The 21,252-nt window shown below is 41.2% G+C and carries 13 protein-coding genes; 11 read left to right on the plus strand and 2 right to left on the minus strand.

The features are described 5' to 3' along the window. The first annotated feature begins 579 nt into the window (after positions 1 to 579). The gene (locus DWZ47_RS05485; RefSeq protein ID WP_117512502.1) at positions 580 to 2,097 is read left to right on the plus strand and encodes a sulfatase-like hydrolase/transferase; all 1,518 of its coding nucleotides are present in this window, start codon (positions 580 to 582) and stop codon (positions 2,095 to 2,097) included. Between the two features lie 101 nt (positions 2,098 to 2,198). On the opposite strand, the gene DWZ47_RS05490 is transcribed toward DWZ47_RS05485, so the two are convergent. Then, entirely contained in the window at positions 2,199 to 4,013 is a 1,815-nt protein-coding gene (locus tag DWZ47_RS05490) for a glycoside hydrolase family 2 protein (protein ID WP_117512572.1), read from the minus strand. A gap of 282 nt (positions 4,014 to 4,295) precedes the next feature. Here DWZ47_RS05490 and DWZ47_RS05495 point away from each other — a divergent pair, with 282 nt between their 5' ends. After that, positions 4,296 to 5,858 carry a sulfatase gene (locus DWZ47_RS05495; protein ID WP_117512503.1) on the plus strand — a complete coding sequence of 521 codons (1,563 nt, stop codon included), beginning with the start codon at positions 4,296 to 4,298 and terminating at the stop codon, positions 5,856 to 5,858. A 114-nt stretch (positions 5,859 to 5,972) separates the two neighbouring features. On the opposite strand, the gene DWZ47_RS05500 is transcribed toward DWZ47_RS05495, so the two are convergent. Next, positions 5,973 to 7,082 (minus strand): family 43 glycosylhydrolase, encoded by a 1,110-nt coding sequence (locus DWZ47_RS05500; protein ID WP_117512504.1) that lies wholly within the window; start codon positions 7,080 to 7,082, stop codon positions 5,973 to 5,975. A 164-nt stretch (positions 7,083 to 7,246) separates the two neighbouring features. Here DWZ47_RS05500 and DWZ47_RS05505 point away from each other — a divergent pair, with 164 nt between their 5' ends. From DWZ47_RS05505 to DWZ47_RS05545, 9 genes are all read left to right on the plus strand, one after another. Beyond that, complete coding sequence (locus DWZ47_RS05505) at positions 7,247 to 8,236, plus strand: glycoside hydrolase family 43 protein (RefSeq protein ID WP_117512505.1); 990 nt, start codon at positions 7,247 to 7,249, stop codon at positions 8,234 to 8,236. Positions 8,237 to 8,341: 105 nt separating this feature from the next. Continuing rightward, a complete protein-coding gene (locus DWZ47_RS05510; RefSeq protein ID WP_055235137.1) occupies positions 8,342 to 8,914 on the plus strand; it encodes an RNA polymerase sigma factor in 573 nt (190 codons plus the stop codon). A 113-nt stretch (positions 8,915 to 9,027) separates the two neighbouring features. Next, complete coding sequence (locus tag DWZ47_RS05515; protein WP_055235268.1) at positions 9,028 to 10,230, plus strand: FecR family protein; 1,203 nt, start codon at positions 9,028 to 9,030, stop codon at positions 10,228 to 10,230. Between the two features lie 159 nt (positions 10,231 to 10,389). Beyond that, positions 10,390 to 13,821 carry a TonB-dependent receptor gene (locus DWZ47_RS05520; RefSeq protein WP_117512573.1) on the plus strand — a complete coding sequence of 1,144 codons (3,432 nt, stop codon included), beginning with the start codon at positions 10,390 to 10,392 and terminating at the stop codon, positions 13,819 to 13,821. Positions 13,822 to 13,832: 11 nt separating this feature from the next. Further along, positions 13,833 to 15,752 (plus strand): RagB/SusD family nutrient uptake outer membrane protein, encoded by a 1,920-nt coding sequence (locus DWZ47_RS05525; RefSeq protein WP_055235139.1) that lies wholly within the window; start codon positions 13,833 to 13,835, stop codon positions 15,750 to 15,752. A gap of 23 nt (positions 15,753 to 15,775) precedes the next feature. Further along, entirely contained in the window at positions 15,776 to 17,098 is a 1,323-nt protein-coding gene (locus DWZ47_RS05530) for a glycoside hydrolase family 76 protein (RefSeq protein WP_117512506.1), read from the plus strand. A 25-nt stretch (positions 17,099 to 17,123) separates the two neighbouring features. After that, positions 17,124 to 18,266 (plus strand): DUF4972 domain-containing protein, encoded by a 1,143-nt coding sequence (locus DWZ47_RS05535; RefSeq protein WP_052587962.1) that lies wholly within the window; start codon positions 17,124 to 17,126, stop codon positions 18,264 to 18,266. 22 nt (positions 18,267 to 18,288) lie between these two features. After that, complete coding sequence (locus tag DWZ47_RS05540) at positions 18,289 to 19,755, plus strand: DUF4972 domain-containing protein (RefSeq protein ID WP_117512574.1); 1,467 nt, start codon at positions 18,289 to 18,291, stop codon at positions 19,753 to 19,755. Between the two features lie 232 nt (positions 19,756 to 19,987). Then, entirely contained in the window at positions 19,988 to 21,247 is a 1,260-nt protein-coding gene (locus DWZ47_RS05545; protein WP_117512507.1) for a glycoside hydrolase family 76 protein, read from the plus strand. Positions 21,248 to 21,252: the final 5 nt, after the last annotated feature.

Here is a 21,252-nt window from a genome sequence, read left to right on the forward strand (position 1 = left end):
AAGAAGACAGTTGAAATAAAAAAGAGATTACCACCAAATTTGACGAAGAACCGAGATTTATCTTTTTTATTTCTCATTTCTCATAAAATCTAGATAATGAGTTTATAATCAGTGGTATATAGTATGAGAAATGCTTTCTATGCAGGCATTTCTCATACTTTTTACAGATATTTTAACGAAAAAACGGCTATTTCTCATTCGTTTTTCAATGATTTCTCATACATCTGCCCTGTATTCATCCTGCATTTCTCATACATTTCTCATGATGACTGCATAGACGATGGTTGCTGATCTTATTTACATTGAAAACAGATGAAAGGTACTTATCATTCAAACAACCCTATGCCGGCATGTTTTTCATTCGTTATCGTCCAGTTATTGATAGAGCATCTCCATCGTTCCACTAGAGTGACGAGGGTTGTTCACTAGAGTGCATAGATTCGTTCACTGGAGTGAAAAGACTTGTCTACTGGAGTGGAACGATTGAGATGTCAGTCAGATAATCCGGGCATGTCGGTTGGAAAACATGAAGAGATAGGTTATATCATACACAAACTATAGCTTTAATACATTCAATATATGAATAAACTAATCACAATCTCTTCTGCACTTCTTACAGCTGCTGCTGTAAAAGCGCAAACGCCCAATATCGTATTTATATTGGCGGATGATTTGGGTTATGGAGACATCTCGGCCTTCAATCCCGAATCTAAAATCCATACTCCTAACATTGACAAATTGGCCGAGCACGGGATTGCCTTTACGGATGCCCATGCTTCTTCCGCTTTATCCACTCCTTCCAGATATTCTCTTCTGACCGGAAGATATCCGTGGCGAACTAAGCTGAAACGAGGTGGTCTTGATGGCGATTCGCCTGCAATGATTGATCCTGAACGTCGTACCATCGCGCAAATGTTTTCAGCGAATGGCTATAATACCGCTTGTATCGGTAAATGGCACTTAGGTTGGGACTGGGGATATACGAACAATGGCAGAAGTATGAAAGATATAGATTTCTCGCTTCCGATCAAGAACGGACCTACCGACAGGGGATTTGATTACTACTTCGGCATACCCGCGTCATTGGATATTTCTCCCTATGTTTATGTAGAAAATAACAAAGCAACCTCTATCCCCGATCATGTGATAGAACCCCAGAAAAAGAATCTGGCATTATTGATGCACGGAGGAATGGCAGGAGCCGGCTTCAAGCCGGAAGAATGTTTTCCCAACATCATTCGTCATAGTCTGAACTATATCAATGAACAAAAAGACAGCAAGAAGCCGTTTTTCTTATATTTGCCTATTACTGCTCCCCACACACCTATATTGCCTTCGAAAGAGTTTCAGGGTAAAACCAGTATCGGTCCTTATGGCGATTTCGTAGTTATGATAGACGACATGGTGCGCCAAATCGTAAAAACATTAAAGAAGAACAAGCAACTGGATAATACCATCATTGTCTTTGCTTCGGATAATGGGTGTGCCGGTTATATCGGCGTGAAAGATATGGAAAAGAAAGGACATTTTCCTAGTTACATCTACAGAGGCTACAAAAGCGATATTTACGAAGGTGGACACAGAATTCCCCTTATTGTCTCCTGGAAAGGAAAATATGGGAAAGAGATAAATAACTCTTTAGTCTCATTGATAGACTTTTATGCCACTTTTGCCCAAATGCTTAATCACAATCTGGAGACAGAAGAAGCTGTTGACAGTTACAGTATGTGGCCGATATTGAGTAAGAAAGGTGCTTCTACGCGTAAAGACTTGGTGCACGAAGCGGGAGAGGGGTATTTGTCTTTGCGTACTTCCCAACTGAAATTGGTGTTCTACGGAGGTTCGGGTGGCTTTTCTTATCCTGTCAAACCTTCTGATGTGGCGAAGTTCCCTCCGATGCAATTGTTTGATATCGTGAAAGATCCTTCGGAAAAAGAAAACATTATCGGTGATAAGCGTTACGAAAATGAGGTGAAAGAAATGAAACGGGCTATGAAGCAATATGTAGAGAATGGTCGTTCTACTCCTGGTGAAAAAGTATCGAATGATACGAAGAATAGTTGGAATCAGGTAAAGATCTTCATGCAGGAAGAATAAGCATTTCTGAAAAAGAATATGAATATAAAAAAACAGCACCCTGAATAGACGTCATAGGTGCTGTTTTTAGTTCAACAAGGAAAAGAGTATTATTCTATTTATTATTTATTCAGAGAGTTACAGATCTGTTGGTTGATTTCTCTGACTTTAGCTTCATTCATCTTGATAACTTTACGGTCATAAGTCATCAGACCGTTGATTTCACCTTCTACGTCTGTTGTCTGGGTATATACGGCAGCAGAGAATCCTTTCTGGATCAATTCCAACAGATGTTTGCCATATTTAATGTATTCGTTCGTTACTTCGTCCGATGTATTGAACTTCACATAACCCCAGTTTTTCTTGTCATTCACCCAAGTGTTTCCTTCTACTACCAAGCCGATACCTCCATATTCACCCAATACGGTAGCGCGTCTCGGATCATAAAGGAACATGTTCGGACCCGGATAGTGGTGAAGGTCGAGAATATCGCCACAAGTATAGTGATTACCACCACTGGCAGGATTCACCAGGCGGCTAGGATCGTATTCTTTGGTCCATGCTACGATTTCCGGAGTCTTGAATTGTCCCCATGCTTCATTGAAAGGAACCCATACGGCGATACTCGGATAAGAATACAGACAGTCGATGATTTCTTTCCACTCTTTGCGGTAGTTAGCTTCGGAAGCAGCAGAACGAATCACTTCCGTACCGTTGAAATAATTGCGTGCCTGCCACTGTGGGCTAGGACCACCGTTCGGCATATCCTGCCATACGATCAATCCTAATTGGTCGCAATGAGTGTACCAGCGTGCAGGTTCTACTTTGACGTGCTTACGTACCATATTGTAGCCGAAGTCTTTCGTCTTCTTCAAGTCATAAACCAATGCCTCGTCTGTCGGTGCAGTATATAAACCGTCAGGCCACCATCCCTGGTCGAGCGGACCGAACTGGAAATAGTCTTTGTTGTTCAATTGCAGGCGAGTGATACCATTCTGACCCTTGCGGATAGAATATTTACGCATAGCGGTATAACTCTTTACTTGGTCTATTGCTTTTCCGTCTTTATACAGAGTCACTTCCATATTGTAGAGGAAAGGAGAGTCCGGAGACCACAGTTTGGCATTGGCAGGCATTGCCAGTTCAACGGGTACTCCGTTCAACGCTGCACCTTTGGCTACAAGGTTCTTGCCATCGAATACTTTTACTTCCACTTTGTCTGCAGAGGTCGTATTGGCGGCAACTTCTACCTTAACAGAATTATTGTCAATATCGGGAGTAGTTTTCAGATTAGTGATGTATTGTGTTGCTACCGGTTCCAACCACACTGTTTGCCAGATACCTGTAACCGGAGTGTACCAAATGCCATGAGGATTTGCTATTTGCTTTCCTCTGGGTTGTTCGCCACGATCTGAAGGGTCCCATACTTTTACTACCAAGTCATTATTCCCTTTATTAAGTACAGAAGTAATATCGAAGTAGAAAGGAGTAAATCCGCCTGTGTGTTCGCCTACTTTTACATCGTTCACCCAAACTTCTGCTTTCCAGTCTACCGCACCGAAATGCAACAGGATTTGTTTACCACGCCAGGCAGAAGGAACATCAAAAGTGCGTTGGTACCACAGTTCCTCTTTCTCGTTTATCATTTTACCTACGCCCGATAAAGACGATTCTACGGCAAAAGGAACAAGAATATCACCTTGGTAAGCAGCAGGCGTAGGAGTACCTTTGGGAGTGATTGCATATTTCCAAAGCCCGTTCAGGTTTTTCCAGTCACTGCGTTCCATGATAGGACGCGGATATTCCGGCAATACGTTTTTAGGGTCAAGCTGTTCACCCCACGATGTCTTGATTTTGTCACCGGCAGGTTTCCATTGAGCAAAAGTCGAACTGCATAGAGCCAATGCAAGCAGCATTGTTAGAAAATTCTTTTTCATGTTCATGGTATAAAAATATAGTTAGTTATTAGATATAAATTCTATTAAAAGGATATTGCAAAGAAAGGGGAATTAAAAGAGAATAAAGGAAATTTACCGTTCAAAAAACAATAAATTCTCTTCTTTTTGATCAAATAAAGAGTTTTTTGCTAATAAAACGGACTGTTGACTAATTTTTGTCCTTTATTGAATGGCTATTTTCGTAACTTATCGGAAAGATTGCCGAACTTTGGGTGTGAGTAATTCATATACTTTTTGTTACTAACTTATTACGATGCTATTATGAATAGAAAAGTTTTATTCTCAATCTCTGCTGTTTCCGGTATGATAAATATCATCCCAATGTCAGCACAAACACCCAAACCCAATGTTGTTATCATCATGACCGACCAACAGCGAGCTGATTTGTGTGGTCGCGAAGGTTTTCCGATGGCTGTGACTCCTTTTGCCGATTCTCTGGCATTGAGCAATGTGTGGTTTGATAAAGCGTATACGGTAGCTCCTGCTAGTATGCCTGCGCGTTGTTCCATGTTTACAGGACGTTATCCAACTGCTACGCATGTCCGTACTAATCATAATACTCCTGATATGTACTATAAGAAAGATATGCTCGAAGTGTTTAAAGAACAAGGATATAAAACTGCGTTAGTAGGTAAGAACCATGCGCATGTGAAAGGGAAAGACTTTGATTATTGTGAGGAATATTTTCATTGGGGAAAGAATCAGCGTGATACGCAGGAAGACAAGGACTTTGCATATTTTCTGAATAATAAAGCGAGAGGACAATATTTAGAACCTACTCCTTTCCCGGCAGAAGCGCAGAACCCGGTGAAGATTGTCACTAAAGCCTTAGCTTGGGCGAAACAGCAAAAAGATTCAGCATTCTTTATGTGGGTTTCAATGCCTGAACCGCATAATCCATATCAGATATCAGAGCCTTATTTCTCAATGTTTTCTCCGGAAAAGATACCGGCAACTTTGACTGGCCGGAAAGATTTATCTAAAAAAGGAAATAAGTATGAGATTTTGGCGGAATTGGAAGATACATCCTGCCCGAACCTGGCAGAAGATCTTCCTCGTTTGCGTGGAAATTATTTAGGAATGCTTCGGCTGATTGATGACCAGACCAAACGTTTGGTTGAGGGGTTTAAAGCTGCCGGACTTTATGAAAACACCATTTTTGTAATCCTGTCAGACCACGGAGATTATTGTGGGGAATATGGCTTGATTCGTAAAGGTGCGGGAGTGCCCGAATGTCTCACCCGTATTCCAATGATTTGGGCAGGATACGATATTCATCCGCAAAATGCTCCAATGGATGCGCATGTTTCTATTGCTGATATCTTTCCCACCATTTGTACGGCTATCGGTGCAGATATACCTATGGGAGTGCAGGGACGCAGTTTATGGCCGATGCTGACTGGTAAGTCATATCCTCAGAAAGAGTTTTCAAGCATTATGGTGCAGCAAGGTTTCGGTGGTGAAGATTTTACTCGGGATGAACCGTTGACATTTGTTAAAGAGGGGGCTTTGCAACCCAATAAAATAGCTCACTTTGACGAACTGAATACCTGGACACAAAGCGGAACTGAACGTATGGTCCGCAAAGATGACTGGAAACTGGTACTTGACAATTATGGTCGTGGTGAACTGTATAACTTAAAAGCCGATCCTTCCGAGATTAATAATCTTTATAATAAAAAGAAATATGCCTCCAAACAAATGGAATTGCTGGAAGAATTGATGACTTGGGAACTCCGTGTACAAGACCCATTGCCCGTGCCAAGAAATCGTTATCATTTTAAGCGGAATCCATATAACTATCATTTTGAAGATAAAAAATAGAACTGAATAACTAGAACTTCTGTATCAGTGAGATTCTTTTGTTATTCAGAAAATATTCATTGCCATGGGAGGATTAAAACGCTCATATCTTGGCTCTGAAAGTACAGAATGTCATTAGTTCTGATTGTCTGGAGAACCCGAAGGCTTAGCTATCGGTTCTCCGGCTTTGTCCGGGATGCCCAATACAGGCATCCCGTCTTTATCCCACTCTATTTTTTGCAAGCGGGGAGAACGTGAGTCCATAGCACCCGGAGCATCATTCGGTATCTGACGGGCATGATAAAGCATATAACATTCCTTTCCATCCGGTGAAGAGACGAAAGAACTGCCGCCGGGGCCAAAAACTTCATTCTCCGGTTCCTGCTGAAATACGGGTGTCGGATGTTTCTTCCAGGAAGCAGGGTCCAATAGGTTGGCATTGGCGTCTGCTGTCAGTAATCCTACACAATAATAGGGAGTCCAGCTACCGCTGGCGGAATAAAAAATACATACTTTATCTTTATTCTTCGGCTGAAAGAAATGAGGTGCTTCGTTCACATGGATCGGATAGGCTGTTTTGCTGCCATCGGGATTCACCCATTGACACTCCCATTCATATTCAGGTTTGGAAATCAGGACTCTGTCGGAAGAAAGAGTCCATGGATTTTCCATCGAAGCGATGTAAATACATTGTGTTTCGCTGTCAATCCTTCGTTTTTGCCATCCGCACCAAATCATGTAACGCTGTCCGTTGTGCTCGAAAGTACTCGCATGAATTGCCCAGTTGTTATCTTTGTCGGTCGGGATGCGCCCTTTCATGACAAACTTACCCTCTGTAGGAATATTAGCTTCATTCTCAATTACATAAATCTGGTGATTGTCCATGTTGCCATCGTCTGCAGCGAAGTAAATATACCATTTGTTGTTGATGCGATGCATTTCGGGAGCCCATAAGTGATGGGAGTTACTAGGGTCGGTTGGTATCCATACAGGCTTTTTAAGACTATCGTTCAAGTTTGTAATATCACTGGTTTCCCAAAGCACGATTCTGCTTTCAGCGCCTTGTGTATAATAATATTTCCCTTCATGAAAAACGGCCCATGGTTCTGCTCCCCTTTCACGTAACGGATTTGTATAAGTAGCTCCTGTTACGGCTTCCTTTTTCGGCTCTGTTTTCTTCTTGGGTTGACAGGATACACAAATAATGACTAAAAGTACGGCTAATAATAACAATCTGCTTTTCATGGCATTTTTCATTTAATAATGACACTGCAAAGAAAGCACAAAATCTTGATAAATCATCTTTTTTTTGCAGATTGGTTAGTATTTATCCTTAATTGGTTGGTATTTATTGAATTTCTAGTTGTTTTTTCTCATCTTTGTAGCACGAACTTTAAAATTGATATTGTATGAAACTGAAGCACTTTATTCTTCTTAGTATTATTTGCTGTTCCCAGTCTGTATTTGGACAAAAAGCCAATCAACAACTGAAGACGAGTGGCAATCCTGTATTCCCGGGATGGTATGCCGATCCGGAAGGAGTTGTATTTGGGGATGAATACTGGATTTATCCTACGTATTCAGCACCTTATGATGAACAAACCTTCATGGATGCTTTTTCGTCTAAAGACCTGGTGAATTGGACAAAGCATCCGAAAGTGTTATCAAAAGAGAATGTAAGTTGGTTTAAACGTGCTTTATGGGCACCTGCCGTGATTCATGCGAATGATAAATATTATATATTCTTCGGTGCGAATGATATCCAAAGCAATAATGAACTGGGCGGTATTGGTGTAGCTGTGGCCGACAATCCTGCCGGACCATTCAAAGATGCGCTAGGCAAACCTCTGATTGATAAATTTGTAAATGGTGCGCAACCGATCGATCAGTTTGTTTACAAAGACGATGACGGACAGTATTATATGTATTATGGTGGCTGGGGACATTGTAATATGGTGAAACTGGCCCCGGACTTGTTGAGCATCGTGCCGTTTGAAGATGGTACCCTTTATAAGGAAGTAACCCCTGAAAAATATGTAGAGGGACCTTTCATGCTAAAACGTAACGGAAAATACTATTTTATGTGGTCGGAAGGCGGTTGGACCGGACCGGATTATTGTGTTGCTTATGCAATTGCCGACTCACCGTTCGGACCTTTCAAAAGAGAAGCGAAAATATTACAGAGAGATCCCAATATTGGAACAGGGGCCGGCCATCATTCAGTTGTAAAAGGACCGGGAGAGGACGAATGGTACATCATTTATCATCGCCATCCTTTGGGGGAAACGGATGGAAACGCTCGTGTGACCTGCGTTGACCGTATGTACTTTGATAAAGATGGAAAAATAAAACCCATAAAGATGACTTTCGAGGGAGTAAAGGCAAGCCCATTTAAGTAAAATCTGAAAAGTTCAGCCCGTCCGTAATTAATATTTTAATAAAGATGGGCTTTTTTTGATTTATTGTTTTATTTTTGTCCTTGTAAATCAAACATACTTATTATAATGAAGCCAGATATACACACTCTTTCCGACTCCCTTTTGTGGAAAAGGTTTCTCGAGGGAGATTCGAGTGCGTATACCCAAATCTATAATCGAACGGTGCAAGATCTGTTTCGATTCGGACTATTATATACTTCAGACAAAGAATTAATCAAAGATTGCATACATGATGTGTTTGTGAAAATCCACGTGAATCGTGCAAAGTTAGCCCCAACAGATAATATTGCAGCTTATTTGACGGTAGCGTTGAAAAACACTCTTTTTAATGCGCTAAAAAAAACAACAGATTCTCTTTCGTTTGATGAAATAGGTGAGAGAGAAGAGACGGTTGACGAATCCCCCTCCACTCCGGAAACTATATATATTAATAATGAACAGGAAAAACAAGTTCAGGCAACCGTACATACTATGATGTCTGTATTGACGGACAGACAGCGTGAAATTATTTATTATCGATATATCAAAGAGATGAGTATCGATGAAATAAGTAAGGTGACAGACATGAATAATCAATCTGTTTCTAACTCCATTCAACGGGCTTTGGGACGTATCCGGGACTTATTTAAGAGAAAATAAGAGAGAATAATCAGCCTATTTTTCCTGCCTATCAAAAAAAAGTGGAAAAAACTTCGGAAAAGGTGAGTATAAAATGAAAGTACAACTGTTATTCATACGTAAAGACAATGAAAATGATGAACTCTGAACAAAAACATACAGATTTTTCCCTATATACTTTTGAAGAATTCCTTCAGAATGATTTCTTTATTTCTTCCATGAATCATCCTACGGAAGAAACACAGAAGTTCTGGGATGAATTTGAACAGATGAATCCTTCTAATATAGATGAATATATAGCAGCAAAAAGATATTTGGAGGTTTTTTCAAAAGAGAAAGAAGAAGTACTTTCAAACGAGGAAACGGATGATTTATGGACTCGTATTCAGGCAACCAATATAAATAAGGAGAAGGCGAAACGTAAGAACTATTTCTTAATAGGATTGAGCTCGGCGGCCAGTGTTGCTATTCTTGTGGGATGTTTCTTCTTATTAAAGAGTTATTCTTCGGTGCTGGATCCGGATATTGCCACTTTTGCAGTGAATACCAAAGCTGATTTGCCTCTGACGGAAGAAACACTATTGATTTTGGCGGAAGATAACGTAGTGAGCCTGAAAGAAAAAGAAACGGAGATTACGTATGATTCCGTAGAAATCAAAACAAATCAGGAAAGTATACAAAAGGAAAAATCGGCAGCTTACAATCAATTGGTCATTCCGCGTGGAAAGCGATCGGTATTGACGTTTGCCGATGGATCTAAAGTCTGGGTGAATGCCGGCACGAGAGTGATTTATCCGGTAGAGTTTGAAAAAGATAAACGTGAAATCTATGTGGACGGAGAAATCTACATAGAAGTAGCCAGAGATGAAAACCGCCCTTTCTATGTGCGGACTAAAGATATGAATGTCAGGGTGCTTGGTACTAAATTTAATGTAACGGCGTATGAGTCGGAAGCGATTAGAAGTGTAGTGCTAGCGCAAGGATGTGTTCAGGTAGAAACAGCCCGGACTCCGAAAGCGATTTTGGCTCCTAATCAGATGTTCAGTTCTGCCGATGGAAAGGAAAATATATCACAAGTAGATGTAGAACAGGCAATATCGTGGATAAATGGACTCTATTGTTTCCAAAGTGCCGATTTGGGAATAGTCTTGCAACGCCTGTCTACCTATTATGGTGTGAATGTAGAATTTGACCCAGCGCTAAGTAAAATAAAATGTTCCGGAAAAATCGATTTGAAAGACAACTTTGAAACAGTTATTAATGGATTAACCTTTGTTGCACCAATTTCTTATGCCTATGATGAACAATATAAAACGTATCGAGTAGTAAAGAAATAGATATAAAAAAATAAGATAATAAACTAATCTAACTCCCGTATTTTATGGTAATTATTGAAGAGAGTGGATGATACGAACTATCATCCAGATGGGACTTGTGTGCCTATGAATGTTTAGATACAGAAAATAATATTATGAGAAATTTTTAACATGTTTAATATGAAAAATGCAATTAGAGAACGAAAGAGTAAGGTTCTCGGGCTATTCCTGTGCTTTTTACTTCTCGGAATAGACTACTCTTTCGCAAGTTACAACAATTATTCTCAATTAAAGACCCTTTCGGTCAGCATGAGTAACTCGACATTGAGAGAAGTGCTTAAAACAATAGAGAAAAGTAGTCAATTTGTTTTCTTCTATTTAGATGACGCTGTCAACTTAGAACGTAAGGTATCTATCGACAGTAAGAATAAGAATATAGAAGAAATTCTTTCTGAACTTTTCGAAGGTACTTCGTGTACTTATCGGATCTCTGACAGGCAAATATTTATTTCCGGAAAAGCCCCTGCTTCAACCGAACAGCAACAGAATAAGCGGAAAATATCCGGACGTGTCACTGATATAAAAGGAGAACCGCTTATTGGGGTGAACGTCACTGTGGATGGAGATGCAAACGGTTCGATTACGAATATGGATGGTTTGTATGAGATATTCGTAACTAAGAAGAGCGTAGTGCTTAAATTTACCTATATCGGGTTTAAAACTTCTGAAATACGAACCAATGCTTCGACCAACATTTATGATGTCACCTTGGAAGAACAGGTGAACGAATTGGAAGAGACTGTTATTGTGGGTTATGGTACCCAGCGTAAAATAAGTAATATCGGTGCACAGTCTTCCATGAAGATGGAAGATATTAAGACGCCTTCTGCCAGTTTAACAACTACATTGGCAGGTCGTTTGGCGGGTGTTGTGGCCGTACAACGTACAGGAGAACCGGGAAAAGATGCTGCTGATATCTGGATTCGTGGTATTTCCACTCCCAACACTTCTTCTCCGCTGGTATTGGTGGATGGAGTGGAACGTTCGTTCAATGACATCGATCCGGAAGATATTGAATCGTTGACAACGTTGAAAGATGCATCAGCAACAGCTGTGTATGGTGTACGTGGTGCCAATGGCGTAATTTTGATTAAAACCAAACCGGGAAAGGTAGGAAAACCGACAGTGAGCGCGGATTATTATGAATCGTTTACCCGTTTCACGAAGATGGTTGATTTGGCGGATGGTATCACTTATATGAATGCAGCCAACGAGGCAATGCGTAATGACGGTATTGCTACGAAATATACAGAAGATCAGATACGTAACACGATTGCTGGTAAGGATCCTTATCTATATCCGAATGTGGATTGGTTGAAAGAAATCTTTAATGATTGGGGACATAATCGCCGTGTGAATGTAAATGTACGCGGTGGTAGCGAGAAAGTCGCTTATTATGCATCAGTCAGCTACTTTAATGAGACAGGTATGACGGTGACTGATAAGAATATCGACACCTATGATTCTAAAATGAAATATAGCCGTTATAACTTTACTACCAATTTGAATATCGACGTAACTCCTACTACTAAGGTCGAGATCGGTGCGCAAGGTTATCTGGGAGAAGGAAACTATCCGGCCATCTCTTCTGCCGATTTGTATAATGCGGCAATGTCTATCTCACCGGTTGAATATCCGAAGATGTTCTTTGTTAACGGAGAAGCCTTTGTGCCGGGAACTTCAACCAATAATAACTTTAACAACCCTTATTCACAGGCTACACGTCGTGGTTATGACAACCTGACGAAAAATCAGATTTACTCTAATTTGCGCGTCACACAGGATTTGGATATGCTTACGAAAGGACTGAAACTGACTACTATGTATGCATTCGACGTATACAATGAGATACATGTACATCAGGACCGTGCAGAGTCTACCTACAACTTCCTGGACACTAGTGTTCCTTACGATATGAATGGACAACCTATTCTGCAACGTATTTATGAAGGAAGTAACGTGTTAAGCTATAAACAGGAAACGAGTGGTAACAAAAAGACCTATTTGGAGGCTTCCTTGAACTATGACCGGACATTCAACGACGATCATCGTGTTAGTGCTTTATTCCTGTTCAATCAGCAATCCAAACTATTATATCCGAAAGGGACATTGGAAGATGCGATTCCGTATCGTATGATGGGTATTGCCGGTCGTGCCACTTATTCATGGAAAGACCGTTACTTCGCAGAGTTCAACATCGGTTATAACGGTGCCGAGAACTTTTCGCCTAAACATCGTTTCGGAACTTTCCCTGCATTTGGTGTAGGATGGGTTGTTTCAAATGAGAAATTCTGGCAACCTCTGTCGAAGGCAGTTTCTTTCTTGAAGATACGTTATACGGATGGTAAAGTGGGTAATAGCGAAGTTTCCGACCGTCGTTTCATGTATCTGGATCAGATGAAAGAAAATGGAGACTATGGTTATAAATTCGGACCGAATGGAACTAAGTGGTCCGGTTATGAAACAGTGAATATGGCTGTTGACCTGATTTGGGAAGAATCTCGCAAACAAGACCTGGGTATTGACCTTAAGCTATTTAATGACGATCTGTCTATTGTATTCGACTTGTTTAAAGAACGTCGTGAAAACATCTTGTTGAAGCGTGAACATTCTATACCTTCATTCTTGGGATACAACACATCTGCTCCTTACGGAAACATCGGTATCATAGAAAATAAAGGATTTGATGGAACGATCGAGTATAACAAGCGTATCAATAAAGACTGGGTAATTGCGCTTCGTGGTAATGTCACCTTTAATAAGGATAAATGGATTCAGGGAGAATTGCCGGAACAGAAATACGAATGGATGAACCAATATGGGCACAACATCAATGGAGTGAAAGGATATGTTGCCGAGGGGCTGTTCACTCAAGCTGAAATAGATGATATGGCACGCTGGGAATCTTTGTCGGATGCCAATAAAGCCATTACTCCCAAACCGTTTGCATCACAGTTTGGAACAGTGAAAGCCGGAGATATCAAATACAAGGATTTAAACAATGACGGTCAGATAGACGCATACGACCAGACTTACATTTCTCGTGGTGATGTGCCGACAACTGTCTATGGTTTCGGATTTACAATAGGTTGGAAAGACTTGTCTGTGGGTATGATGTTCCAGGGCGTAGCAGGAGCCGAACGTGTTTTGAATGGTAGCAGTGTTAATCCGTTTAATGGCGGTGGTGGTAGTGGTAACCTTTACTCTAATATTGGCGACCGTTGGACAGAGGACAATCCGGATCAGAATGCTTTTTATCCGCGTTTGTCTTATGGAAGTGAAACAACCAGTAATATTAATAACTTCCAGAAAAGTACCTGGTGGGTGCGTAACATGAACTTCCTGCGTTTGAAGACATTGCAGATTTCTTATAATCTGCCTAAACCCTGGGTGAATAAAGTTCATCTGAAGAATGCGGCTGTATATGTAATGGGAACTAACCTGTTCACTTTGAGCCGTTTCAAATTGTGGGATCCGGAGTTGAATACCGATAATGGTGCTTCTTATCCGAATACGACTTCTTATTCAGTTGGTATTAATTTCACATTCTAAACAAAAAGATAATGAAAAAATATAATTATATAATCGTTAGTTTGCTGGCGTGTCTCTTGACGACATCTTGTAATGACTATTTTGACCAGGTGCCTGATGACCGTTTATCACTCAAGGAGATTTTCACAACCAGAGATGGAGCCTTGCGGTATCTTTCGAACGTATACACATTCTTACCGGATGAATTTAATCAACGTCAGGTGCATGAAACAAGTCTGTACCGTACTCCCGGTCCCTGGACAGGCTCCAGCGACGAAGCAGAGTGGACAAATGATAATAAAGGGAAATTGATAAATAACAACTCAATCGATGCTACCGAAGGAACGATGGTATTGTATCGCTGGAAGAGCTGGTTTTCAGGTATTCATGAAGCGGCAGTATTTACAGAAAATGTAGATCAGGCACCGCTGACTGTTACAGAAAGAAATCAATGGAAAGCGGAAGCAAGAGCTTTGCGGGCGATCTACTATTTTTATTTAGTACGTACTTATGGTCCGGTTCCTTTGCTTGAAAAGGACTTCCCGATGGATACTCCGAGTGATGAGTTGCAACTCCCGCGTAATACGGTAGACGAGTGTTTCGATTTTATCGTATCAGAGTTGAAAGGTGCGCAAAACGATGGTTTACTGGATGATGCTTCTACCGACAAAGTGTCCGGATATGGCCGTATTGATAAGGCGATTGCACAGGCGTTTATCATTGAGGCATTGACTTATCGTGCCAGCTGGTTGTTTAATGGAGAGTGCAATTACTATTCTGACCTGGCTAATACGGACGGAACAAAACTGTTCCCTAACAAACCGGACGAAGCTACCAAACGTGCTAATTGGCAGAAAGTGATTAATGAATGTAACACTTTCTTCTCTAATTATGGAAGTCGTTATCATTTGATGTATACCAATAAGGACGGTGTTTCTGTTTCCGGTCCGGACTCGGAAGGCTTCAGCCCGACAGAATCTTATCGCCGTGCAGTAAGAACCCTGTTTTCTGAAATGGGTAACAATAAAGAAATGATTTTCTATCGTTTGGATAATGCTGCCGGAACCATGCAGTACGACCGTATGCCGAATAGATCCGGTAATACGACTAATTATAGAGGTGGTAGCTTGTTGGGAGCAACCCAAGAAATGGTAGATGCCTATTTCATGTCAAACGGAGAATCTCCTATTTCCGGTTATAGTGCTGACGGAGTCACTCCGATTATCAACGAAAAATCCGATTATGTAGAAGAGGGAGTCTCTACAACAGAATACAAAGGAACAGACGGTACCTTATATGCACCGGCAGGAACCAGAATGATGTATGTTAATCGTGAACCTCGTTTTTATGTAGACATTACCTTTAGTAATTCAAAATGGTTTGATGGAACAGAAGGCGATTATATAGTAGATTTCACTTATAGCGGAAGTTGTGGTAAAGAACAAGGTAGCAATGACTATACAAGTACAGGTTATTTGGTGCGTAAAGGAATGGATTCCGGCGACCGTAACCAGAACTTGGTTTGTGTGCTCTTGCGTCTGACTAATATTTATTTTGACTATATCGAAGCGCTTGCGCATGTCAGCCCGACTCATGAAGACATCTGGACGTATATGAACATGATCCGTAAGCGTGCGGGTATTCCGGGATACGGTGAAACAGTCAATCTGCCTAAACCGACTACAACGGAAGAAGTCATGGAGCTGATTCGTAAGGAGAAACGCATTGAATTGAGTTTCGAAAACTGCCGTTATTTTGATGTACGTCGCTGGGGATTGGTAAATGAGTATTTCAACAAGGCAATTCACGGTATGAATGTCAATTATGACGGAAATGAATTCTTCAAACGTACGGAGATTGTGAAGCGTATTTTTGACCGTCAGTACTTCTTCCCCATACCACAGGGCGAAATTGATATTGATAAAAACTTGGTTCAGAATACAGGATTCTAAATACTGATTATAAAATAGAAATTATGATGAAACAATATATTTTCTCTGCAGTTTGTCTCATGTCCGGTGTCCTTTGTATGTCCTCTTGCAATGAGGATAAACAGGCAAAGCCATATACCCCGGATTACGAGATTGTACCGGAGTATACTAATGCGGATACCTGGACTGCCTATGAAGCATTTAATGATAACTTACTGGATCCCGATAAGAACATTTATAAAACAAGTACCGCTTATACTGCTGCTACCGACCGTAATAACGGAGCTGCCGCTATCTGGTGCCAGCCGATCTATTGGGATATGGCTATGAACGCATATAAACGTGCAAAAGCGGAAGGAGATACGGAAAGAGAAAACAAATACAAGCAGTTGTGTGATGATTTGTTTGCCGGAAATAAAGCACATTATGTAAACTTTGATTTCGACAATAATAATGAGAATACCGGCTGGTTTATCTATGATGATATACAGTGGTGGACCATTACTTTGGCACGTGCTTACGAATTATTTAAAGTGGAAGAGTATCGCAGTCTGGCAGAAGCAAGTTTTGCACGTGTATGGTACGGTTCTCCCCGCGTAGGTGATACGGGTTCTTATGCAGATCCTGAAAAGAATTTGGGTGGAGGTATGTTCTGGCAATGGCAGCCTATCGGCAATCCGAATGAAAATGCCGCCGGTGATGGTAAGATGGCTTGTATCAATTTTCCGACAGTGGTAGCTGCATTGACCCTTTACAACAACGTTCCTGCCGATCGTGTGGCTGATCCGAATCCGGAAAATTGGAGTAATAAGTACGGTGATTTTACCCGTCCGCATTATGAAACGAAGGAAGCTTATCTGGCAAAAGGAAAAGAAATCTATGAATGGGCTGTGAAGAATCTGGTAGACAGCAATACCGGAGAGGTTGCCGACAGCAAGCATGGTGAAGGCAATCCGGCATGGTCGGACCATGTATACAATCAGGCCACTTTTATCGGAGCTTCGTTATTGCTTTATAAAGCTACCGGTGAGAAAACATATTTGGACAATGCAATTTTGGGAGCTGACTATACAATGAATACCATGTCCGAAACGTACGATTTACTGCCGTTCGAGAGTGGCGTGGAACAGGGTATTTATACCGCTATCTTTGCGGAATACATGGCCATGCTGGTGAATGATTGTGGCCAGACCCAGTACGTACCGTTCTTGAAACGTAACATTAATTACGGCTGGGCTAATCGCGACCGGACACGTAATTTGTGTGGTGGCGAATATTATAAGGCACAGATAGAAGGTGCTACTATTGACAGCTATAGTGCATCCGGAATACCGGCATTGATGTTGTTGTTTCCGGCAGATAAATAATTGTAACCCATAAAAAAGAAGAATAATGAATACGAAATATTCAAATTGGAAAATGTGGTATTATGTGTTATGCATGGTACTGACACTTCAATTGGCAGCTTGTTCTGAAGAAACGCATGACGAGTATACTGCGGCTCCTGAAATAGAAGATACCTATATCGACCAACTGGATGCATTGATTGCTGAAATGACCGATTTGCAGCAAAATTCAGACTACGGGGATAAGAAAGGACAGTACCCCACCGAAAGCCGGGCAATTCTGACAGATGCGATAGATGATGCCAATCGTGCGGTACTTTTAATCAAATATCAGCAACCCTCTCCGTCGGAAAGTGAGAAACAACGCTATGTGGCAGAAGCCAAGGCGTCTATGGAACAGTTCAAGAGTACGATCCGTACAGAAGACGCTGAAACAACACCGGCTGAACTGTTTGTGGACGGACGTGGTGATGGTGGTTCTTATATCGATTTCGGACGTAGCGAAGAATATGTCAATTTCGGAACCGAAGGAAACCAAGCCTTTACTGTTGAGTTTTGGGTGAAAGTAACCAAAGGTGGTGGAAAAGACCAGAATGTGTTCCTGTCAACTTATATGGGCGGTGACGGATGGCGTAATGGCTGGATGATGTACTGGCGTAATGCGGACGGTGGTATTTATCGTGCAACTTGGGGCGAAACAGGAGGAAATATCTGTGAACCGTCACTAAAGGCACCGGAAGATGGAGAATGGCAACATTTCTTGTTTGTGTACAGTGATAAAGGCTTGCCGGGCAGTCCGGAGCTTCGTGCGAAATTGTATGTGAACGGAGAAGTGAAAACAACCGAGGGAAGCGTGGGTAACAGGTTCTATAATTCGAGCAACTATGCCAACTATAATGCACCGATGACCGCTTTCGGACGTTATATGCGTACCAGTGATAATCTGTTTGAAGAAGGCTTTGCCGGTTATATGAAGAAAATCCGTATCTGGAAAAGCGCAAAGGATAACGAATATGTTCAGAATTCTTATAATGGAACGGCTGAAGTGACGGGTAAAGAAGCAGACTTGGCGGCAGCATGGGATTTCATGACCAAACCTTCCGGTTCGGGTAATGAAGTAATAGACCTGACAGGCCGTCATACTGCTAAGATTATCGGTACTTACGAGTGGCAACGTATTGTTGAATAATAATGTAAAAACGATGAAAAACATGAAATGTTTAACTAATAAATGGAGAGAGGGAGCAATGCTCCTCTCTTTCCTCCTGATTTCTTGTCTGGCAGGGATATTTACCGCTTGTGACGATATTGAAGACGAGTATATAACAGATACACAGTTGAGTATCTTGCAGGAAAATCGTGCGTCATTGAACTATTTATTGAAGAATTCAACCTACGGAACTGCTCCCGGGACATATCCTGAAACCGGAAAGGATATATTAAATGCCGCTATTGCCGAGTTGGATGCACTGATAACACGGGTAGAAGCTGGCGAAGAACTGGATGAAACAACTTTGGAAGCTGCTGTAGCAAAGGTAAATCAAGCGATTGACGAGTTTAAAAATTCAAAATATTACAATCTGTCTCCGGAAGCACAGCAATATATCAATAATTTACTGGCTAAGGCGGATGAAATACTTGCAATCGTTAATGATGAAACGAAGTGGGGAAATCATCAGGGACAATATCCGGTAGAAAATAAGTCGGTTTTGGAGAGTGCAGCTAAAGATTTGGAAAGTCTGGCTGAAAGAATCAAATCCGGTTCCATCACAGATATGACGCAGGAGATTTATGATGAGGCTATTGCTGCTGCCGATAAGAAAGTAGAAGAAGTTGAAGATTCTGCATGGCCGGATAACAGTCAGATTACCTGGAATCTGTTTGTAGATGGAAATGCCGGTTCCTATATAGACTTTGGTTATAGTGAGGATTATGTGAAGTTTGGAGAGGATGACAATCAGGCATTTACGATTGAACTTTGGGTGAATATCAAAGAATATTGCAATAAACAGGGAGAAGACAACTGTACTTTCCTTTCTACCATGACCAACGATCCTTATTGGAGCGGATGGCGTGCCCAGGATCGTACAAAGGGATTGTTGAGAACAATGGTTGCTCACTGGCAAGATAATAATCATACAAATCCTCTAGAATGGGAACCGGGATGGAAAAAGTCGGACAACTGGACCAAAGATCGTTGGACGCATTATGCATTCCTGTTCAGGGATAAGGGACTGCCGGGATTTGATACTCCGACAGATGTGAAGTGTTATTCCATGATTGACGGTACGAGACAAGGAGATCCTATTCGTGTGGGTGAGTCCTGGAGAACGTATATCAATGAACAATCCATAGCTAATCAGATTCGCATGACCGGATTCTGTATGATGGACAAAAATGGAAATCGTAACGAATGGTTCTCCGGTTACATAAAGAAGATCCGTATCTGGAAAACAAATCGGACAGAAAATCAGGTATATGCTTCTTATATGGGTAATGAAGAAGGTGTAAGTGCCGATAACCCGGATTTGGTAGATGCTTGGGATTTTGAAGTGAAAGGTGATCAGCCTACTCAAAGTGCTACCAATACAATAACAGGTTTGAAAGGCCATACGGCGACATTAGTTGGTGATAACTGGCAATGGATTGAATCCACAGACATTACAGATAACAAATAATTGTTTACCGGGATGAGTTTTCAATAGGTAGATTAAATATTCCCCTTATCTCTGTCATAAGGACAGAGTGAGGGGAAATTATTCTCCAATACCCCTTTATTAATCCTTTATTTTTATTGTAGAAAAGTGTTTTGGTCTGTATTTGTTCTTTATTGAATAAATATTATCGTTTTTTTTCAGCTATTTCTGCAATCTTTGTAACAGGAAAAATACTATAAACTTATAAACTATCATGAAAGGCAAAATTCTTTTAGCTCTGACACTACTATTGGGAGCATCAACTACTATATGGGCAGTCGGCAATTCAGGAAAAGCAAACCAGAAGAAGCGCGCATATACGAACGAAGATGTATGGGCAGCTTATGAAGGATTTAATAATACACTACTAGACTCCAATAAATATATTTACAAGACAAATTCGTCCTATCCGAGTGCTGTTGACCGTGGCAATGGAGCAGCGGCTATCTGGTGTCAGCCTATTTATTGGGATATGGCAATGAATGCTTATAAACTGGCAAAGGCACAGAAAGACAAAAAGAAAACGAATTATTATAAAACACTCTGCGAGAAAATATTCGCAGGGAACAAAGCGCAATATTGTCAGTTTGATTTTGATGATAACAATGAAAATACCGGTTGGTTCATCTACGATGACATCATGTGGTGGACTATCAGCCTGGCACGTGGCTACGAACTTTTTGGAGTGGATGAATATCTGAAACTCTCGGAAGCCAGTTTCAAACGTGTGTGGTATGGTTCGGAAAAGGTGGGTGATACCGGTTCGTATGACAAAGAAAACGGAGGTATGTTCTGGCAATGGCAACCTATTCGGAATCCGAAACCGAATAAATTCGGTGATGGAAAGATGGCATGTATTAACTTTCCGACAGTGGTGGCAGCATTGACCCTCTACAATAACGTGCCTGAAAATAGAAAAGAATCGACCAGCAAACGGCCGGATTATCAGACGAAGGCTCAATATCTTGCCAAAGGCAAAGAAATCTACGAATGGGGAGTGGAAAATCTGCTGGATAAAGAAACAGGAAAGATTGCTGATAGCCGTCATGGAAATGGCAATCCCGCGTGGAAGGCACATGTCTACAACCAGGCAACCTTTATCGGTGCATCCATATTGCTTTATAAGGCGACTGGAGAGAAACGTTATCTGGACAATGCTATTCTGGCAGCAGACTATACAGTGAAAGATATGTCAGCAGAACATAAAGTGCTACCTTTTGAAAGTGGTATTGAACAGGGAATCTATACTGCCATTTTTGCTGAATACATGGCAAGGTTAGTATATGATTGCGGACAAACCCAATATCTTCCATTCCTGAAACATACCATCAAAACAGGTTGGGCAAACAGAGATGAGACGCGAAATGTGTGTGGAGGTGAATATCATAAGAAGTTGCCGGCAGGTGCGGAAATCGACAGCTATTCTGCTTCTGGTATACCGGCATTGATGCTTTTATTCCCGGCTAAGAAGTAAATAGA

Source organism: Bacteroides sp. AF32-8BH (assembly GCF_003435205.1).
Classification (GTDB): Bacteria; Bacteroidota; Bacteroidia; order Bacteroidales; family Bacteroidaceae; genus Bacteroides; species Bacteroides ovatus.

What these genes read in the sequence shown, in the direction of transcription:
- DWZ47_RS05525 (WP_055235139.1), top strand. Translation starts at nt 13,833, where the DNA reads ATGAAAAAATATAATTATATAATCGTTAGTTTGCTGGCGTGTCTCTTG.
- DWZ47_RS05535 (WP_052587962.1), top strand. Translation starts at nt 17,124, where the DNA reads ATGAATACGAAATATTCAAATTGGAAAATGTGGTATTATGTGTTATGC.
- DWZ47_RS05530 (WP_117512506.1), top strand. Translation starts at nt 15,776, where the DNA reads ATGATGAAACAATATATTTTCTCTGCAGTTTGTCTCATGTCCGGTGTC.
- DWZ47_RS05500 (WP_117512504.1), bottom strand. Translation starts at nt 7,082, where the DNA reads ATGAAAAGCAGATTGTTATTATTAGCCGTACTTTTAGTCATTATTTGT.
- DWZ47_RS05545 (WP_117512507.1), top strand. Translation starts at nt 19,988, where the DNA reads ATGAAAGGCAAAATTCTTTTAGCTCTGACACTACTATTGGGAGCATCA.
- DWZ47_RS05540 (WP_117512574.1), top strand. Translation starts at nt 18,289, where the DNA reads ATGAAATGTTTAACTAATAAATGGAGAGAGGGAGCAATGCTCCTCTCT.
- DWZ47_RS05505 (WP_117512505.1), top strand. Translation starts at nt 7,247, where the DNA reads ATGAAACTGAAGCACTTTATTCTTCTTAGTATTATTTGCTGTTCCCAG.
- DWZ47_RS05510 (WP_055235137.1), top strand. Translation starts at nt 8,342, where the DNA reads ATGAAGCCAGATATACACACTCTTTCCGACTCCCTTTTGTGGAAAAGG.
- DWZ47_RS05485 (WP_117512502.1), top strand. Translation starts at nt 580, where the DNA reads ATGAATAAACTAATCACAATCTCTTCTGCACTTCTTACAGCTGCTGCT.
- DWZ47_RS05490 (WP_117512572.1), bottom strand. Translation starts at nt 4,013, where the DNA reads ATGAAAAAGAATTTTCTAACAATGCTGCTTGCATTGGCTCTATGCAGT.
- DWZ47_RS05515 (WP_055235268.1), top strand. Translation starts at nt 9,028, where the DNA reads ATGATGAACTCTGAACAAAAACATACAGATTTTTCCCTATATACTTTT.
- DWZ47_RS05495 (WP_117512503.1), top strand. Translation starts at nt 4,296, where the DNA reads ATGAATAGAAAAGTTTTATTCTCAATCTCTGCTGTTTCCGGTATGATA.
- DWZ47_RS05520 (WP_117512573.1), top strand. Translation starts at nt 10,390, where the DNA reads ATGAAAAATGCAATTAGAGAACGAAAGAGTAAGGTTCTCGGGCTATTC.